The sequence below is a fragment of the Vibrio cionasavignyae genome (assembly GCF_050337155.1).
In the GTDB taxonomy this organism is placed as follows: Bacteria; Pseudomonadota; Gammaproteobacteria; order Enterobacterales; family Vibrionaceae; genus Vibrio; species Vibrio nomapromontoriensis.
Map to the genome: position 1 here is coordinate 1 of NZ_JAKJSR010000039.1, position 17,664 is coordinate 17,664.

General features: G+C 44.8%; 16 protein-coding genes, 1 tRNA gene, 2 rRNA genes and 1 riboswitch. Of the genes, 13 read left to right on the plus strand and 6 right to left on the minus strand.

Features of this window, described 5'->3' with window-relative positions:
* The 10 genes from L4D74_RS24165 to thiH form a co-directional block, all read left to right on the plus strand.
* Positions 1–229, plus strand: a 23S ribosomal RNA gene (locus L4D74_RS24165); the annotation flags it as partial.
* Positions 230–362: 133 nt separating this feature from the next.
* A 5S ribosomal RNA gene (gene rrf / locus L4D74_RS24170) occupies positions 363–478 on the plus strand.
* A gap of 58 nt (positions 479–536) precedes the next feature.
* Positions 537–613 (plus strand) — tRNA-Asp (locus L4D74_RS24175).
* 375 nt (positions 614–988) lie between these two features.
* On the plus strand, positions 989–1,372 hold the full coding sequence (gene crcB / locus L4D74_RS24180; RefSeq protein ID WP_428754947.1) for a fluoride efflux transporter CrcB: 384 nt from the start codon (positions 989–991) through the stop codon (positions 1,370–1,372).
* A 54-nt stretch (positions 1,373–1,426) separates the two neighbouring features.
* A riboswitch (TPP riboswitch) is annotated at positions 1,427–1,526 on the plus strand.
* A 122-nt stretch (positions 1,527–1,648) separates the two neighbouring features.
* On the plus strand, positions 1,649–3,568 hold the full coding sequence (gene thiC, locus L4D74_RS24185) for a phosphomethylpyrimidine synthase ThiC (RefSeq protein WP_428754948.1): 1,920 nt from the start codon (positions 1,649–1,651) through the stop codon (positions 3,566–3,568).
* 19 nt (positions 3,569–3,587) lie between these two features.
* A complete protein-coding gene (locus L4D74_RS24190) occupies positions 3,588–4,808 on the plus strand; it encodes a thiamine phosphate synthase (RefSeq protein ID WP_428754949.1) in 1,221 nt (406 codons plus the stop codon).
* A complete protein-coding gene (locus L4D74_RS24195; protein WP_428754950.1) occupies positions 4,808–5,581 on the plus strand; it encodes a HesA/MoeB/ThiF family protein in 774 nt (257 codons plus the stop codon). Before L4D74_RS24190 ends, L4D74_RS24195 begins: the two co-directional genes overlap by 1 nt.
* The gene (gene thiS / locus L4D74_RS24200) at positions 5,578–5,781 is read left to right on the plus strand and encodes a sulfur carrier protein ThiS (RefSeq protein ID WP_428754951.1); all 204 of its coding nucleotides are present in this window, start codon (positions 5,578–5,580) and stop codon (positions 5,779–5,781) included. The genes L4D74_RS24195 and thiS overlap by 4 nt, the downstream gene beginning before the upstream one ends.
* Before the next feature lies 1 nt (position 5,782).
* Positions 5,783–6,550, plus strand: a complete 768-nt coding sequence (locus L4D74_RS24205) for a thiazole synthase (protein WP_428754952.1) — start codon at positions 5,783–5,785, stop codon at positions 6,548–6,550.
* Positions 6,551–6,559: 9 nt separating this feature from the next.
* Complete coding sequence (gene thiH / locus L4D74_RS24210) at positions 6,560–7,672, plus strand: 2-iminoacetate synthase ThiH (protein WP_428754953.1); 1,113 nt, start codon at positions 6,560–6,562, stop codon at positions 7,670–7,672.
* An 85-nt stretch (positions 7,673–7,757) separates the two neighbouring features.
* On the opposite strand, the gene L4D74_RS24215 is transcribed toward thiH, so the two are convergent.
* Both L4D74_RS24215 and L4D74_RS24220 read right to left on the minus strand, forming a co-directional pair.
* Complete coding sequence (locus tag L4D74_RS24215; RefSeq protein ID WP_428754954.1) at positions 7,758–9,551, minus strand: aminopeptidase P family protein; 1,794 nt, start codon at positions 9,549–9,551, stop codon at positions 7,758–7,760.
* Positions 9,552–9,716: 165 nt separating this feature from the next.
* The gene (locus tag L4D74_RS24220) at positions 9,717–10,658 is read right to left on the minus strand and encodes a LysR family transcriptional regulator (RefSeq protein WP_428754955.1); all 942 of its coding nucleotides are present in this window, start codon (positions 10,656–10,658) and stop codon (positions 9,717–9,719) included.
* A gap of 148 nt (positions 10,659–10,806) precedes the next feature.
* Here L4D74_RS24220 and L4D74_RS24225 point away from each other — a divergent pair, with 148 nt between their 5' ends.
* Both L4D74_RS24225 and tsrA read left to right on the plus strand, forming a co-directional pair.
* Complete coding sequence (locus L4D74_RS24225; protein ID WP_428754968.1) at positions 10,807–11,955, plus strand: multidrug effflux MFS transporter; 1,149 nt, start codon at positions 10,807–10,809, stop codon at positions 11,953–11,955.
* A gap of 101 nt (positions 11,956–12,056) precedes the next feature.
* Positions 12,057–12,341 carry an H-NS-like global regulator TsrA gene (gene tsrA / locus L4D74_RS24230; RefSeq protein WP_265677440.1) on the plus strand — a complete coding sequence of 95 codons (285 nt, stop codon included), beginning with the start codon at positions 12,057–12,059 and terminating at the stop codon, positions 12,339–12,341.
* Between the two features lie 97 nt (positions 12,342–12,438).
* Here the strand turns inward: tsrA and L4D74_RS24235 are convergent, their stop codons facing one another.
* The 4 genes from L4D74_RS24235 to L4D74_RS24250 form a co-directional block, all read right to left on the minus strand.
* A complete protein-coding gene (locus L4D74_RS24235; protein WP_428754969.1) occupies positions 12,439–12,891 on the minus strand; it encodes a DoxX family protein in 453 nt (150 codons plus the stop codon).
* A 4-nt stretch (positions 12,892–12,895) separates the two neighbouring features.
* On the minus strand, positions 12,896–13,675 hold the full coding sequence (locus L4D74_RS24240) for an HvfC/BufC N-terminal domain-containing protein (RefSeq protein WP_428754956.1): 780 nt from the start codon (positions 13,673–13,675) through the stop codon (positions 12,896–12,898).
* A gap of 2 nt (positions 13,676–13,677) precedes the next feature.
* Entirely contained in the window at positions 13,678–14,535 is an 858-nt protein-coding gene (bufB, locus tag L4D74_RS24245) for an MNIO family bufferin maturase (RefSeq protein WP_428754957.1), read from the minus strand.
* 159 nt (positions 14,536–14,694) lie between these two features.
* Positions 14,695–14,955: a BufA1 family periplasmic bufferin-type metallophore gene (locus tag L4D74_RS24250; RefSeq protein ID WP_428754958.1), complete on the minus strand. Its 261-nt coding sequence runs from the start codon at positions 14,953–14,955 to the stop codon at positions 14,695–14,697.
* A 258-nt stretch (positions 14,956–15,213) separates the two neighbouring features.
* On the opposite strand from L4D74_RS24250, the gene uvrD reads away from it, so the two are divergent.
* On the plus strand, positions 15,214–17,385 hold the full coding sequence (gene uvrD, locus L4D74_RS24255; protein WP_250619663.1) for a DNA helicase II: 2,172 nt from the start codon (positions 15,214–15,216) through the stop codon (positions 17,383–17,385).
* Positions 17,386–17,664 lie beyond the last annotated feature (279 nt).

Here is a 17,664-nt window from a genome sequence, read left to right on the forward strand (position 1 = left end):
CGAACCTCTGGTGTTCGGGTTGTCATGCCAATGGCATTGCCCGGTAGCTAAGTTCGGAATCGATAACCGCTGAAAGCATCTAAGCGGGAAGCGAGCCCTGAGATGAGTCTTCCCTGGCACTTTAAGTGTCCTAAAGGGTTGTTCAAGACTAGAACGTTGATAGGCAGGGTGTGTAAGTGCTGCGAGGCATTGAGCTAACCTGTACTAATTGCCCGTGAGGCTTAACCATACAACACCCAAAGGGTTTTGATTGGGCTCAAAGCAAGAACATAATTGAATGTGTATTAAAGAACTTTTATTAGCTTTCCAGATTAATTTTGCCTTCAGTTTTTAATAAAAGCTGAAAGTAAAAGAAGAATTTGCTTGGCGACCATAGCGTTGCGGACCCACCTGATCCCATGCCGAACTCAGAAGTGAAACGCAGTAGCGCCGATGGTAGTGTGGGGTTTCCCCATGTGAGAGTAGGACATCGCCAGGCTTTGAACAGACATCTATTTGAAGCACAACTTAGGTAAGACTTTAGATAGAGCCACTGCGGAGTGGTAGTTCAGTTGGTTAGAATACCGGCCTGTCACGCCGGGGGTCGCGGGTTCGAGTCCCGTCCACTCCGCCACTTATACTAAGCCTCAGTCGAAAGACTGAGGCTTTTTTACGTTTGAAGAAAATTGTCAGTGACGGGTCAGTCACTTTACCTTTTAGTCAGATCGGTGGGTGGTTACGCTGATTTGAGCTCTGTTCACTCTGCCATTTTCCCCATTGAATGGGGTAGGGCTGCCAAATAGTTCGACATAGGTATATTGCGGTTAATAGCTACATACTAGAGCGACAGTGAACACCACTAGAAGTGACGCATGTAACGTTTGAAATCTGTGAGAATTTGCCACTAAAGATATAGTCATTATAAAGACTAATTTTCAATACTAGTGTCGTAATCAATCCTTCTTCGTATATTATTGCTGTATTGATTATATTTGTTGGTTAGCGAGTTATGGGACAATTTACAATTTTGGGATATATCGCCCTAGGAGGAGCCTTTGGTGCTTGTTCGCGATATCTAATTTCCGAACTTTGTGTGGTACTTTTAGGAAGAGGGTTCCCGTATGGGACTCTGACAGTGAATGTCGTAGGGTCTTTTATTATGGGGTTACTCATTGCTGCATTTGAAGCAGAATTAGTGGTCACCGAGCCATGGCGTCAAATCATTGGACTCGGTTTTTTAGGTGCATTAACCACATTTTCTACATTCTCCATGGATAATGTCTTACTTATGCAGCAAGGCGCTTTTTTTAAGATGGGTTTAAATGTGCTGTTAAACGTGTTTTTGAGTATCACAGCAGCATGGATCGGTTTCCAATTGTTGATGAAAACTTGAACAAATTAACGTTTGCTCAATAGCGTTTTCACAAAATTTCGTTTATGATTGTCGCAATACTTGTCGGAGTGCCCTTTGGGCTGAGACCGTTTATTCGGGATCCGTTGAACCTGATCAGGCTAATACCTGCGAAGGGAACAGGAGAAAAGAATGGAATTTCCCTCTTTATCATATAGTGCATGCTGATTTTCTGCTCGCACTATTGCTGTTGATACCTCTTGTGTTCACATATCCGTCAAGCATTTATCTTTCTTATACGATAATAAAGGAAATGCTATGTCGACTCGTAAACAAACCAGACTGGAAGCCAAACAATTTATCGACACCCTGTCGGTAACGCCTTATCCAAATTCTGAAAAAACATATATTCAGGGTTCCCGTGAAGATATCCAAGTTCCAATGCGGACGATCCATCTTGCCGACAGCTTAGTCGGCGGCTCGAAAACTAACCCAATCTTTGAAGCAAACGAACCGATAAACGTGTACGACACCTCAGGCGTTTACACAGATCCTAATCACAACATCGACCTTTATTCGGGACTACCAAAGCTTAGAGAGCAATGGATTGAGGAAAGAACAGATACTGAAATTCTTTCTGGTGTCACATCTGATTTTGCTCAAGAGCGCCTGAATGATGAAACACTTGATGACCTCCGATATGGCCAATTACCACGTATACGCCGTGCAAAAGAGGTCGCCTGTGTCACTCAGCTTCACTATGCCCGCCAAGGGATTGTGACTCCAGAGATGGAGTACATCGCTATACGGGAGAATATGGGGCGTCAAAAAATAGCAGACAAAATGCTAACTCAACAGCATCCCGGGCAAAGCTTTGGTGCTAACTTGCCAAAAGAGATCACACCTGAATTTGTTAGAAAAGAAGTTGCTGAAGGTCGAGCAATCATTCCATCAAATATCAACCATCCAGAATCTGAACCAATGATCATTGGCCGCAATTTTCTAGTTAAAGTTAATGCTAACATTGGCAATTCATCAGTGTCATCTTCGATAGAAGAGGAGGTTGAAAAGCTTGTCTGGAGTACCCGCTGGGGTGGCGATACTGTTATGGATCTGTCGACAGGGCGCAATATTCATGAGACCCGTGAGTGGATTCTACGTAATAGCCCAGTCCCAATTGGTACCGTTCCTATGTATCAAGCGTTAGAAAAGGTAAATGGCATTGCCGAAGACCTTACATGGGAAGTGATGAGAGACACACTAATAGAGCAGGCTGAACAAGGTGTCGACTACTTTACGATTCATGCGGGGCTGCTCCTTCGTTATGTCCCTATGACAGCAAAGCGTGTCACAGGTATTGTATCTCGAGGTGGCTCTATTATCGCCAAGTGGTGCTTAGCGCACCATACAGAAAGTTTCCTTTATACCAACTTTAAAGAGATCTGTGAGATTTGTGCTAAGTATGACGTTGCACTCTCTTTAGGGGACGGGCTAAGACCAGGGTCTATCGCTGATGCTAACGACGAAGCGCAGTTTGCTGAATTACGCACATTGGGTGAGTTGACCAAAATAGCTTGGGACTATGACGTTCAGGTCATTATTGAAGGCCCTGGCCATGTTCCGATGCACATGATCAAAGAAAACATGGAAGAACAACTAGAGCACTGTCACGAAGCACCATTCTATACACTAGGCCCTCTAACTACCGACATAGCACCAGGATATGACCATATTACGTCTGGCATTGGTGCCGCGATGATCGGTTGGTATGGCTGCGCTATGTTGTGTTATGTCACACCTAAGGAGCACCTGGGGCTACCGAATAAAGAAGATGTTAAGACAGGGCTTATTACCTATAAGCTTGCTGCTCATGCCGCGGATCTTGCGAAAGGTCACCCGGGGGCACAAATTCGAGACAATGCGTTGTCGAAAGCTCGTTTTGAGTTCCGCTGGGAGGACCAGTTTAATCTCGCCCTTGACCCTGATACTGCACGTCAATATCACGATGAAACCTTGCCTCAAGAGTCAGGAAAAGTTGCTCACTTCTGTTCGATGTGTGGACCTAAGTTTTGCTCAATGAAGATTTCACAGGAAGTCAGAGAGTATGCCAAAGGTCTAGAGTCCCAAGGCGATATAAACATCAAACTGATAGAAGACCCTTTAGAGGGGATGCGACAGAAGTCAGAAGAATTTCTCGCTTCTGGGGCGGAGTTATACCACCCAGCCGTGACTGAATAAAATACCATAGGAGTATCCTTTGAAAATACTATTGCCGGCTAACAGCCTCGATATTGGCAACCATTTAAACTCGATATTAGGGATTGCGAAACAAGCAGGCTTTGATACTTCATCAATCTCAGTGGGGACAAGTACAACCACCCAAGTAGAGCTTGTTGGAAATAATCTGAGCACAACCGTTGTTGCGACGGATCTCTTTGCATCTGAGTTTTCAGATGATGTTGATTACGCGCTGTTCTATCAACATCAGAAGACCAAAGCTGAACTAACGAACGAGAGCAATGTAGCTATAAAAACTCGAATCTATTTAAATGTAATAGATGAACAGCAGTCGATGGACGTATGGTCGTGCAATAGTGAATCTCCCAGAGCGCTTAATAGTGTTTCAGCCATTGAAGAGACGAGTTTCCATTTCTCATGGTTTATTGTTTCATTGCTGCTCGATTTTCCTGTCGAAGACGCGTTGGTTTTGGCGCGTGCAGGGGGTGTTTCACGTGAAACATGGCCTTATCTGAGTCAGCACTTTCCAACACCTGTTATTGAAGATGAGCTACTTAACATAAAAGTAGGTTGGGCTGTAAAGGCGAGTAAAACTGCATTTTCAACGATGAGTAGGGCGAGCCTTGGTCTCTATCCAGTAGTAGACAGCGTTGCTTGGATTAAAACACTACTTGAATTCGGTATTAAAACGATACAGTTAAGAATTAAGACCCCTCACGATGTGAACTTAGAGTCTAAGATCAAGCAGGCGATAGAGCTCGGGAATCAATATAACGCACAGGTGTTTATCAATGACTACTGGCAGCTTGCGCTTAAGCACAAGGCTTATGGCGTTCACCTTGGTCAGGAAGATATAGAAACTGCCGAACTAAGAAAGATTGCGAATGCAGGTATTCGACTTGGACTTTCTACCCATGGTTATTACGAGTTGCTGCGAATTGTTCAAATTAATCCGAGCTATATTGCACTTGGTCATATTTTCCCAACCACCACGAAAGATATGCCTTCACGTCCACAGGGGCTTGTTCGTTTAGGTTTGTATCAGCAGCTCATAGACACTATTAACTACGGCAATTCAGTTGGGTACCCAACTGTTGCTATCGGTGGTATCGATCTTAATACAGCGCAGCCAGTGTGGGCTTGTGGGGTATCGAGTTTGGCCGTGGTAAGAGCGATCACCCAAGCTAACGATGTACCAAACGTGATAGATCAGTTTTCCCGCATAATGAGGAAACCTTAATGGTGCTAGATAACCAGTTTCAACGTTATATTCGACAGATCAGCGTGCCAGAGATCGCTGAGCGAGGGCAACAAAATTTGTTATCTAGCCATGTGTTAGTGATCGGATGCGGAGGATTGGGGACGGCCGCCTCACTGTATTTGGCTGGTGCAGGTGTGGGGCGTTTAGTCATTGCTGATCAGGATATTGTTGAGCTCTCTAACTTGCCTCGGCAAATCGCATACCGGCAAGAAGATGTTGGTGTATCAAAAGTCACAGCATTAAAACAGCAGTTATTGGATCGAAATGACGATGTTTCAATAAGAACGATAAATACTTTTCTTAGTGGAAATCAATTGAAGCTTGAAGTGTCTTTGGCTGATGTTGTCATCGACTGCAGTGATAATTTGCCAACTCGTCATGCCATCAACCAAGCGTGTTATGAGACAAACACAAATCTAGTTTCTGGTGCGGCAATTGGTTGGAATGGTCAGTTGACGGTATTCGGCTTTGCTAGCCAGCCGTCAGCCCCTTGCTATCGGTGTCTTTATCCGTTCAATGAATTATCTTCACCAATCGACTGTTCTAGTAGCGGCGTTGTAGGTCCGGTAGTTGGAATGATTGGTGTCTACTCGGCTCTTGAAGCCATCAAAATAGCCAGCGGACTAGTTCAAAGTATTACGCCAACGCTGAAAATGTTTGACGGCTTTAATGGTCAATGGCAATCACTAAAATTACAGCATGACCCCGAATGCAGGGTTTGTGCATCTAGCCAAAAGGAACCTGTGTCATGATATCGATTCAAGTAAATGGATTATCAATGGAAGTTGAAACGACCACAACGTTGCAGCATGTTCTCGATTCTTTAGCTATCGACACTCATGGTTGCGCCGTTGCGATTGATGACAATATTGTTCCACGAACCACATGGGCGTCTTTCGCGCTTAAATCACATATGAACATCAACGTATTTCAGGCCATTGCCGGGGGCTAACATGTTAACGATCGCAGGAAAGAACTTCTCATCTCGCTTATTTACAGGTACAGGTAAATTCGCTGATAAGTCACTTATGGTCGACGCCATCATTGAAAGTGGTTCTGAGTTAGCCACCATGGCGCTTAAACGCGTCGACTTAGACACTCAAGAAGATGACATTCTTCGTCCTCTTATCAAGCGAGGGGTAAATTTGCTGCCTAATACATCGGGCGCAAAAAATGCCAAAGATGCAATATTTGCTGCGCATCTAGCAAGGGAAGCGCTTGGTACAAACTGGCTAAAGTTGGAAATTCATCCGGACCCTAAGTATTTGCTACCGGATCCAATTGAAACGCTCCTTGCCGCTGAGCAACTGGTAAGAGATGGCTTTATTGTTTTACCTTATTGCTCTGCTGATCCAACGCTTTGTAAGCGATTGGAAGAGGTAGGTTGTGCTGCCGTCATGCCATTAGGCGCTCCAATTGGCAGCAATAAGGGGTTAGTAACACAGGATTTTTTAGAAATTATTATTGAACAAGCTAATGTTCCTGTTGTTGTTGATGCTGGTATCGGTGCACCTTCCCATGCGGCGCTGGCAATGGAGCTCGGTGCTGACGCTGTACTGGTTAATACCGCCATTGCATCGGCAGAGAACCCTGCTGTAATGGCGAAGGCGTTTAAGCTTGCGGTTGAATCTGGTCGATTGGCGTACGAGAGTGGTTTAGCGGGTAGGGTTAATCATGCCGTGGCGTCTAGTCCATTAACGTCGTTTCTTGGCAGTAATTAGGAGGCGACGATGAGCTTTGTTACTGAGCATGAAAAATATGACTGGGACGATATTCGATTATCGATTTATAGCAAAACTGCCGCAGATGTAGAGCGAGCACTTACCAAAACCAGGCTGAATCTTGATGATTTTTCTGCATTAATATCGCCAGCGGCAGAACCTTATTTGGAGCAAATGGCACAACGGTCTTATGCTCTGACGCGTCAAAGATTTGGCCATACGATGGGGATGTACATTCCACTCTATTTGTCGAACTTGTGCGCGAATGCTTGCACGTATTGCGGTTTTTCAATGGAGAATCGCATTAAGCGCAAAACGTTGTCGATTGATGAAATACAAGATGAGTCTACAGTAATAAAGTCGATGGGGTTCGATAGTGTACTCTTAGTCACTGGGGAGCACGAAACCAAAGTTGGAATGCGATATTTCCGACAGGTGCTACCAGAAATTAAGCAGCGTTTCAGTTATTTAGCAATGGAAGTTCAACCATTGGATACTGATGAGTATAAGGAACTCAAGTCGCTAGGGCTTGATGCGGTCATGGTGTATCAGGAAACCTATAATCGTCGTACTTACGCAGAGCACCATCTTAGAGGGAATAAAATGGATTTTGACTACCGGTTGGAAACACCCGATCGGTTAGCTCAAGCTGGTGTTGATAAAGTAGGAATTGGCTCGTTGATAGGGCTAGAAGAATGGCGAACAGACTGCTTTTACGTTGCTGCGCATCTACAGTATTTAGAAAAGCGCTATTGGAAAACCCGTTACTCAATATCTTTTCCTCGGCTTAGACCCTGTGAAGGGGCGGTACAACCAAAATCCGTAATGTCAGATAAGCAGTTGGTGCAACTTATTTGTGCCTATCGTTTATTTAACAATGAAGTTGAGTTATCGCTATCGACTCGTGAGTCTTCTGAGTTTCGTGACAATGTTTATCCGCTTGGGATTACCAGCATTAGTGCAGCGTCAAAGACGCAGCCTGGTGGGTATGCGAGTAACGCGCAAGAGTTGGAACAGTTCGAAATAAGCGATGAACGTAGCGCACAAGAAGTTGCCTTGTCAGTTAAACAGCGTGCGATGGAGCCGGTATGGAAAGACTGGCATCAGTCTTACTCTGGTTAAATCTATAGTAGATTAAGGCGTGAAAGCCTATGTTTCACGTGAAACAAAAGAGCTGCAATTGCAGCTCTTTTGTTTATGAGCCAAGTTAGCGGCTAATTGGTAGGCAGGCTTCGCGTAACCATTCAAGAGTTTCGCCAGTTACTAACGGAGAAATATCACCAAAAACGGTTTGATGATATTGGTTGAGCCAGTTAACTTCAGCCTCGCTTAATTGGTCTAACACAATATTGCGCTTGTCGATTGGGCAGCGTGTTAGCGATTCAAACCCAAGCATGGTTAGGTCACCTTGTGTTGTTTTCTCAACGACCAACTCTAGATTCTCGATTCGAATTCCAAATGCATCTGCTCGGTAATAACCCGGCTCATTAGATAATACCATTCCTGGTACGAGAGCGGTGTTGTTGACGACTTTTGCAATACGCTGTGGTCCTTCATGGACACTAAGGAAGTGACCCACACCATGTCCAGTACCGTGGTCGTAATCAAATCCATTTGCCCATAGGTGTTGTCGAGCCAAAATATCAAGTTGGTGTCCACAAGTCCCATTCGGGAACAATGCTGACGCTAATCCAATATGGCCCTTGAGCACGAGGGTGAATTGATGCTTCATTTCATCGCTCGGTTGACCGATAGCAATTGTACGTGTGATGTCCGTTGTGCCATCAGGGTATTGACCGCCTGAGTCAACCAAATATAGGCTGTCATTTATTAGCGCCCCTGGTTGCTCTTGATTCATGTGATTATAGTGACACATCGCAGCGTTACCACCGGATGCAGAAATCGTATCAAAGCTTAGGTCGACAAGTGAAGTGTCTTCACGACGGAATGATTCTAACTGGTTAGACAAAGAGCCTTCATCGTGTGTCACCTTATTTTCGACTTGGTTATCCAGCCAAGAAAGGAACTTGACCATCGCCACGCCATCACGAACATGGCTTGCTTTCATGCCAGCGATCTCCACACTGTTCTTGGCTGCTTTAGGCATCAAGCATGGATCAGCGAGTGGAAGAACGATAGCACCGACACGTTCGAGTTCAAGTTGGAACCAGGCATTACTTGTACCTGAGTCTAATGACACGACTTTTCCTGCTAGTGCTGCAAGCTCTTCAGATAAAGAATCAGGGGCATGGACGGTGACACTCTCACCAACGTGTTGGTCAAACAGGCGGCGATCGGTGATCCGTGCTGAGTCAATAAAGAACTTCACGCTACCATCATCAAAGAGAATGGCATGTGATAGCAGAACAGGGAGGCGAGAGACGTCGAGACCTCTAACATTCAAAAGCCAGCAAATAGAGTCTAGCTCGGTGATCACTGCAGCTGCCGCACCTGATCGGCTTAAATTCTGACTGAGCTCACGTCGTTTATCTAAACTTGATTGTCCTACATAATCGAGAGGCATAAGCATCACATCACTGAGTTGAGGAGCAGGACGGTCAGCCCAGTGAAGATCAACAGGATTGGTGTCGCAAGGGACAAACTGGAGTTGGCCTGCTACTTTGCTCTGTGCGCCGTGATACCAATTGCCTCGGTGCATACGTGGATCTATCCCCACTCTAGAACCCACAGCAAGGTGCTCTAGTAGCCAAGTGACTGGTGGTGTTTCAATTAAGTGGCAATATTCAAACGTTTCAGCGGGGACTTGTTTGGTTACTTGGACGGTGTAACGACCATCAACAAAAATCACAGCGCGATCTTTAGTAATCACCGCTGCACCAGCTGAACCAGTAAAGCCTGTCAGCCAGTGTAGGCGTTCATTGTGCTCAGGTACATACTCACCCAAGTACTCATCTTCATGAGCGATGATAAAGGCGTCGAGTTGACTGGACTCCAGCCATGCTTGAAGTGCGGAGACGCGTTGGGATGTGAAAGGTTGCATCGGTAATTCCTTCTATTGGGCGAGTGAGCTCGGCCTACTGTTATTTGCATTATAAGCTAGCGCTTTTAGTGAACAGTTACAATCCATTATGCAGTACACATTGTTTTCCATTTTTTGAATAGCACCCTAACTACGCAATAGGTTGTTGATGTACGAAGTTGATCGCTAACGAAGATGGAGTGTTTTCTGCTTTATGATATCGATAAGCCAATTCAGAGCTGGGTCGTTATCTCGTTCTTTGTGCCAAAATAATGTGTAGGCCATTGGGGGGAATTCTAATGGTAAGGGTAATACCACCAATCCCAATTGGTCGGCAACAAGATGAACAAAGTGACGAGGGGCTGTAAAAATAAAATCGGTATATGAACATAACGCCGCCGCATTATTGAAGTCAGGCACGGTAATAGCGACATCTCTCTCTTTGCCCATGTCGGAGAGGCGATAATCTAGTAACCAGCGATCGCTACCATCGCAACGTACCTGCACGTGTCGCAACGACAAATAAGCGTCTAGGTTCCATGGTTTGGATAGTACGGGGTGGTTAGCCCTAACCAAGCACATTTGATTATCTCGATACACTTCTAATTCGCGAATGTCTTCTGGAGGATACATGGTTCGAATAGCATCTCGAATATCAATATCTTTGCCGGTTATGCCTAAGTCCAACTCTCCTTTTTGCATTTGTTCAAAGGTACGTTCATTCCAAGCATGTGTACTAATACTCAGGTTGGGACCTTGGCTGAAAATAGCGGGTAAAAAATGAGGCATGATAAGTGGGTAGACACTCTCTACTGCTGCAATATGGAAACGATATTCGCTACTGGTTGGAGAAAACTCTGGTGGGTGGGTAATCGCTTGTAGGTGACTGACTAGCGCATCAAGCTTTGGTTTTAGGTACATGGCTTTAGGTGTTGGTGCTAATCCATGAGCTTGGCGAGTAAAGAGCGGATCATTAAATAGCAGTCGTAGTTTTGCCAGGGACTTACTGACAGCAGACTGACTGACGCATAGTCGGTTAGCAGCGCGAGTGACGTTACGCTCTTCTAACAATACACTTAAGCATAGCAGTAGGTTAAGATCAACTTTGTTTAGTGCTTCCAAATTCATGAAGTGAAATTCCATATGGGAATAATACTAATGAGTATAAACCATTTCTGTTCATATCATATTGTCGTTATTATGCGGCAATTAAAATTGAGAAGAGAAGTTTCACGTGGAACAGCGCATATCCAAGATACAAATAGCGGCCTTAGTTATGTTGGTTTTCTTTAGTCCTCTAGCTATTGATATTTATCTGCCCGCATTGCCGCAAATATCGACCGCGTTCCAAGTCGACCACACTCTTGCTCAAGACACGATTACATGGTTTTTATTTGCAATGGGTGTCGGGCAATTATTTGCAGGCCCACTTGCTGATAAGCTCGGACGTCGAACGGTTGCATTATGTGGTATCAGCATCTATGGGTTGAGTGCTTGCTTGGCGTGGGCCGCTCAATCAATTGATTGGATGTTGGCTGCTAGGTTGCTACAAGGCTTAGGCGCTTGCGCCACATCGGTAGCGGCCTTTGCAACCGTTCGCGACCTTTATGGGCCAGAAAAAAGTGGCAAGATGATTAGCTACCTAAACGGAGCCATTTGCTTTATACCGGCCCTAGCTCCAATTCTAGGGAGTTACTTGACTCATCACTTTGGCTGGCGCGCAAATTTTAGCTTTATGGCTGGCTTTGCATTGGTGGTTGGTCTTATGGTTGTCGTTAACATGAAAGAGACGAATCCAAAGCAGCAAAACGATCGCTATTTTGCACTGTCTCGCTATATTGATGTGTTGCGTACACCGACGTTTATTTTTCATGCAACACTATGTCTACTCGCGATGGGCGTTATTTTAGCGTATGTGACGTCGGCTCCGGTACTCTTGATGGAGAATATGGGACTGAGCATGTCTGAGTTTACCTTTTGGTTTGGACTCAATGCGGTCTTTAATATCGCTGCTTGTATGTTAGCGCCAAAATTTATGGATAAAATAGGCACCCATAAAACCTTGCAATGTGGCATCCTTGTGCTGTTAATTGCGGGTACAATGATGGCTCTGGCGGCGTCATTCAATACGCCATTATCGTTTATGTTGCCCGTTATTCTTGGTTCAATTGGCTTTGCGTTTATTTTGGGCGCGGCAGCGGGTAAAGCGCTTGCTCCCTTTGGCGATAAAGCAGGGACAGCAGCGGCGCTATTAGGGTTATTTCAAATGAGTGGTTCCGGTTTACTCGTTGGCACGATGCAGCGTACCGGATTAGAGCCTCAGTATATGATTGCTTTCTTAATGTGGTTGGCTCTTCCCGCGTTATTTATCTTGCGTAGTCGTTCTGGGCAGGCTTGGCATCAGATAATAAATATTACTGATTAGTAAAAAACGGTCAATTTGAAAACGATTTGGTTTTCCTATCGCGTAAACAGGTGTATATTTGAAGGTATATTCCTTTCTATTATTAACTGGATCGATAAAGCATGTCTTTGACTACTTACGAAATGGCTCGCATTCTTGAGCAAATGGAAGAGTCTCCAGAAAAAATCATGTTCGGTAAATTACTGACCGAGCTTGGCAATCAAAGTGAAGAGCGAATCCGTAGCGCTGCAAAACAAGTACCAATTCACATGCTTAGAGATATCGTTTATCAATTTCAAAGAGTGATTGAGTCACGCAAAGGCGAACAAGTTCAATCTTTGGCAAAAGAGTTAGCAGACCAAGGTATTTCTGCAGAAGAGCTACAGGCTTTTTTAGCAAGTAAATAACCTTGTCTCCAAATAAAAAGCCCTGTCGTGTAATCGACAGGGCTTTTTTATGGGTGGTGATTTTTAGCGCGTTGTTTATCGAGTATTAAAGTCTGTATTATCGGATAGCATTACGTATTATTTTATCGATAGAGAGTGGACCAGGACCCCAAACGACAACAATTAGGATCATGAGTCCCCAGAGTTGATGATCATAAAAACCTTGTTCCCAAAGTACGGGGTAAGACACGACAGCGGTAATATTAAAGATAAACAAAATCGCAGCCATTGGTCGACACAGTAAACCCAATGCCAAAAACACAGGTAGTATTAACTCCGCTGCGGTGCCTATGTAAGCCGCTAACTGCCATGGTAGGAGAGGGACGTGATACTCATATTCAAATAGATACAACGTACTATCCCAAGAAGCGATTTTGGTTAAACCGGAATTAAAAAACACCCATGCGACCCAAATTCGACAAAAAAGTAGCAGTAACGGGATAAAGCCTTTTTGAATAGCTTCGATTGTTGAATCATACATCTTGAGCAAGTTTGCTAGTCTGTTGGTCATCATGTTACTCCTTTAGGTTGGTTGCTTCGCCATCGTTGACGTTAAACCCCATGACTATGTCCATAGACAACAATGTAGGAACTAAAGCTAGCTGTTCTGGCGGCAGAGATTTCAAGGGTAACGCCAACATGAGATGTGTAATGAGTTTGCTAAGAGGCGCATCAATTTCACTTAATGTAAGTGGTTGAGTGGTACTTCCCTGCAACAAGATAGTTTGAGAACGCTCAAGATTGAGCTCATCATAGTGGTTGTTTTCTACAGCCTGCTTAAGATCAATGAGTGCATATTGTGACGATATGACTTGGCTGCTGGGATTAAGGTGAAGTTGAATGTCACCGTGCTGCTCTTCTGGGACATCCGCGAGCCTAATAATTGGTAGCGATTTCTCAGAGGCTACAGGTAACTCAAATCGACTGGCTTGATCTATTTTCCACTCGAAATTAATCACTTCAAGCAGGTAAGGTACAGCACTCGTAATGTGCTCAAGCTCTGTTACGGATTGTTTGAATCCGGCACCATAATCGAGGGTATTGCCCGACTGGGGTGGGTGACGAATAATGTGAAACTTGGCGATGGCACGAAAACATTCCTCCCCAACGAGGGCGAATGTTATTGGATAGGTTGCCTGTAATACCTCGCTTAGGCTGATAACGAAGTTATTGCGATAGATCTGAATTCGCTCTTGTGCTGAGAAGTGGTCACTAACGACGCCACACATTTGAGTTGAGTTAGTATTAAGTAACGCATGAGAAAACTGTTGTTGTATGTCAGCTAACGTCTTCATGACTATGCGCTCCTCTTGGGTTGCAGTGCAATATCCTGCAATATATGGATCGCTTTATCTGCCTCTTCAAGTAATACCTTAGGTTCTGGAATATCAAGATCCCACTCGATGAGCGTTGGAATGGGTCCGTGACGAGCTATCCAACAGCGATAGAGCTGCCAGACTTTATCACTGACGTGAGTACTATGGGTATCTATCCAAATTTCCCCCTGATCAAATTGTTTTTTAGTGAATCCAGCGAGGTGGATTTCATCGACGGTACTTGCTTTTATTGCTGACAGATATTGCCATGGGTCATACTGATGGTTAAAACATGAGACATGAACGTTATTGAGATCGAGTAATAAGCGACAGTCTGTACGGGCTTGTACCTGTGCGAGGAATTCCCATTCAGGGATAGTGGAATATTCAAATCGAAGATAGCTTGAAGGGTTCTCTATGAGTAGTGGGCGTTGCAACGCATCTTGGACTTGAAGGACATTGCGACAAAATACGTCAAGCGCTTCTTCTGTGTAGGGCAGCGGTAAGAGATCATTAAAATGGTGACCGCCATGTTCGCTCCAGCTTAAATGATCGGAGACCATGGTGGGTTGTATTTCATTAACCAGATTCACTAATGATGATAAGTGTTGTTTATTAACAGCGTTGACGGAGCCCAATGACAACCCAATACCATGACAGCTGATATCTGTGTGCTGTCGGATTGCTCTTAATTGCTGTCGTGCTGGCGACGTGGCGATGAAATAGTTTTCGCTGTGAATCTCGAGCCAGCTCGACGCATTGTGGTGGTGCTGGAAATAGTCTAAGTGTGGGTGCCTTAGTCCCACGCCGACCCACTTGAATGCCGAGTGTCGATCCATTTCGATCTCCCTGATCAATGCTTGAGTGTGCATAACCTGTAGAAAACAAAAAGGGCGCATATTGACGCCCTTTTTGGATAAAAGCTTAAGAGTGCGCCAATCAAATGGCGATACTCTAACAGCGTAGTAAAATCTGCTGTCGGCTGCGCAAAGGCGTGATTATGCTGATTCAGTGCTACCGCCTGCCAACTTACCGCATACGCCTTTTGGTAGCACAACAAAGGCATCGGTCTGATTGTCTTCTTTTGCTGTCCCTGCGCATGAACTCGTTTTTGTTGCACAGTCATTTTTTCCAGCTTTCGCCACGCCATAACACTTTTCTTTTTCAGCAGCCACTGCTGGCGCCGAAGTGAGCATAGTGCCACCAAGAGCGATAAGACCTGTAACAGCAGCAGTGATAGCAAGATTAGATGATTTCATAGTAAGTTCCTCGAGACTTGATCCTTGTAATTATGTCCACAAGTGGTGGTTTGCCGACTTGCTTAATCAATAGGATAGGAGAGCGAGCAAAAATCTTTCAAAGAAATGCTAAATATTTTAATAAAATGTTAATTATTATTTCATGGTTCTGATTTTAAAGGGTATTTACTGGTGTGGTAAAATTGGTTTTTTTTCTCAAACACGGAGTTGTTTGAGTTATAATCAAACGATATGTATAAATAACCAGTAGCGATGCCCATGGACCCTTCTCTTCTTCTTGACGGCCTAAATGACAAACAGCGTGAAGCTGTTGCCGCCCCCCTTGAACACCTTTTAATACTTGCTGGTGCAGGCAGTGGTAAAACACGCGTACTGGTGCATCGTATTGCTTGGTTGATGTCGGTCGAAGCAGCGTCTCCGTTTTCTATCATGTCGGTAACCTTCACGAATAAAGCCGCCGCTGAAATGCGTGGTCGAATTGAAGAATTAATGATGGGCAGTGCGTCGGGTATGTGGAATGGCACGTTCCATGGTATTTGCCATAGAATCCTGCGCGCCCATTATTTGGATGCTAAGTTGCAAGAAGACTTTCAGATCATTGATTCAGATGATCAGCAGCGCTTGCTTCGACGCTTGATTAAAGCGCAGAATCTTGATGAGAAGCAATGGCCAGCAAGGCAGGCCGCCTGGTGGATCAATGGCAAGAAAGATGAAGGGTTAAGACCATCACATATTGATAGTTACCAAGATCCGGTAACGAAAACCTACCTGCAAATCTATACCGCTTATCAGGAAGCTTGTGATCGAGCTGGGCTGGTGGATTTTGCTGAAATATTGTTGCGTGCTCACGAGTTATTACGAGATAACAAATTTATAAGAGAGCATTACCAAGCTCGCTTTAAGCATATTTTGGTCGATGAATTTCAAGATACCAACAACATCCAATATGCTTGGCTACGCATGATGGCAGGGCCGGATTGTAAAGTGATGATTGTAGGGGATGACGACCAATCGATCTATGGTTGGCGCGGCGCGAAAATTGAAAATATCCAGAAGTTTCTTGATGAATATCCAGGGTCTAAGACGGTTCGGTTGGAGCAAAATTATCGTTCCACGAAAACTATCTTAGAAGCGGCAAACGAGCTTATTGCCAATAACACCGAACGTATGGGCAAAGAGCTTTGGACAGACGGTAATGAAGGCGAAAAGATTTCGGTTTATTCTGCTTACAATGAGCTCGATGAAGCTCGCTTTACTGTAAGTAAAATAAAAGAGTGGCAAGAAAATGGCGGCAGTTTAAGTGACTGCGCTATGCTGTATCGTAATAACGCACAATCTCGAGTGTTAGAAGAAGCATTGATTCAAGCACAGCTTCCGTACCGAATTTATGGTGGAATGCGATTCTTCGAGCGTCAAGAAATCAAAGATGCGCTGAGTTACCTAAGATTGATGGGTAACCGCAATGACGATGCGGCTTTTGAGCGTATTGTGAATACGCCAACCCGTGGGCTAGGCGACAAAACCTTAGAAACTATTCGGTACGCAGCAAGGGATCGTGGCGCAACCATGTGGGACACTTGTGTGGCGTTGTTGGATGAAAAAGTCTTAGCGGGTAGAGCTGCTGGAGCCTTATCTCGTTTCGTCGAGTTGATCAATGCGTTAGAAGACGACACGATTGAATTTCCTTTACATGAACAAACCGACCATGTCATTAAAACCTCTGGCCTGTTTGCTATGTATGAACAGGAAAAAGGTGAAAAGTCCAAGGCTCGTATTGAGAACCTGGAAGAACTGGTAACTGCGACCAGGCAGTATGAGAAACCAGAAGAGGCCGACGACATGACATTGTTGACGTCGTTTCTCACTCATGCGGCACTTGAAGCTGGTGAAGGTCAGGCGGATGAGTTTGACGACGCCGTGCAACTGATGACGTTGCACAGTGCAAAAGGCTTAGAGTTCCCAATGGTCTTTATGGTGGGTGTTGAAGAGGGGATGTTCCCAAGTCAGATGTCGGCGGAAGAAGCAGGGCGTCTAGAGGAAGAGCGTCGACTTTGTTATGTGGGTATGACCCGAGCGATGGTGAAGCTGCATATTACTTATGCAGAAATGCGTCGTTTGTACGGACAAGATAAATACCACAAGCCCTCTAGGTTTATCCGTGAGCTGCCACCAACGTGTTTAGAAGAAGTTAGGATGAAGGCTCAAGTGAGTCGACCAACCAGCACTGGGCGATTTAGCCAAGCAGAAGTGAAGCAAAACTTCAATGAGACTGGGTTTAATTTGGGGGCGCGCGTTAAACACCCTAAGTTTGGTGAGGGAACCATTATTAACTTTGAAGGCAGCGGCCCACAAAGCCGAGTACAAGTGGCATTTAATGGTGAAGGGATTAAGTGGCTGGTGACGCAATACGCTAAACTTGAGCAACTTTAGTGCTTCACTAATCATAAAAAAGCAGCGATGGCTGCTTTTTTATGTCGTTGATTTGCTGTTGGGCTGGTGATGTCATTCCTATTTAAATCGCAATTCATCTAGGAAACATTTGTTCTAGACAAAGAAAAACCCCGAGGGCTTGCGCCCTACGGGGTTATGGTCTTACTCGCAGCAATCCGGCTACTATAGGTGCTCCATGCATCTAATCCATGATAGTGTGCTGTATTCCTTCAGCGTATTCCTTTCATCGCCATCCTAGCGGTGTCCTTGGTCTTATCC

What these genes read in the sequence shown, in the direction of transcription:
- crcB (WP_428754947.1), top strand. Translation starts at nt 989, where the DNA reads ATGGGACAATTTACAATTTTGGGATATATCGCCCTAGGAGGAGCCTTT.
- thiC (WP_428754948.1), top strand. Translation starts at nt 1,649, where the DNA reads ATGTCGACTCGTAAACAAACCAGACTGGAAGCCAAACAATTTATCGAC.
- L4D74_RS24195 (WP_428754950.1), top strand. Translation starts at nt 4,808, where the DNA reads ATGGTGCTAGATAACCAGTTTCAACGTTATATTCGACAGATCAGCGTG.
- thiS (WP_428754951.1), top strand. Translation starts at nt 5,578, where the DNA reads ATGATATCGATTCAAGTAAATGGATTATCAATGGAAGTTGAAACGACC.
- L4D74_RS24205 (WP_428754952.1), top strand. Translation starts at nt 5,783, where the DNA reads ATGTTAACGATCGCAGGAAAGAACTTCTCATCTCGCTTATTTACAGGT.
- thiH (WP_428754953.1), top strand. Translation starts at nt 6,560, where the DNA reads ATGAGCTTTGTTACTGAGCATGAAAAATATGACTGGGACGATATTCGA.
- L4D74_RS24215 (WP_428754954.1), bottom strand. Translation starts at nt 9,551, where the DNA reads ATGCAACCTTTCACATCCCAACGCGTCTCCGCACTTCAAGCATGGCTG.
- L4D74_RS24220 (WP_428754955.1), bottom strand. Translation starts at nt 10,658, where the DNA reads ATGAATTTGGAAGCACTAAACAAAGTTGATCTTAACCTACTGCTATGC.
- L4D74_RS24225 (WP_428754968.1), top strand. Translation starts at nt 10,807, where the DNA reads ATGTTGGTTTTCTTTAGTCCTCTAGCTATTGATATTTATCTGCCCGCA.
- tsrA (WP_265677440.1), top strand. Translation starts at nt 12,057, where the DNA reads ATGTCTTTGACTACTTACGAAATGGCTCGCATTCTTGAGCAAATGGAA.
- L4D74_RS24235 (WP_428754969.1), bottom strand. Translation starts at nt 12,891, where the DNA reads ATGACCAACAGACTAGCAAACTTGCTCAAGATGTATGATTCAACAATC.
- L4D74_RS24240 (WP_428754956.1), bottom strand. Translation starts at nt 13,675, where the DNA reads ATGAAGACGTTAGCTGACATACAACAACAGTTTTCTCATGCGTTACTT.
- bufB (WP_428754957.1), bottom strand. Translation starts at nt 14,535, where the DNA reads ATGGATCGACACTCGGCATTCAAGTGGGTCGGCGTGGGACTAAGGCAC.
- L4D74_RS24250 (WP_428754958.1), bottom strand. Translation starts at nt 14,955, where the DNA reads ATGAAATCATCTAATCTTGCTATCACTGCTGCTGTTACAGGTCTTATC.
- uvrD (WP_250619663.1), top strand. Translation starts at nt 15,214, where the DNA reads ATGGACCCTTCTCTTCTTCTTGACGGCCTAAATGACAAACAGCGTGAA.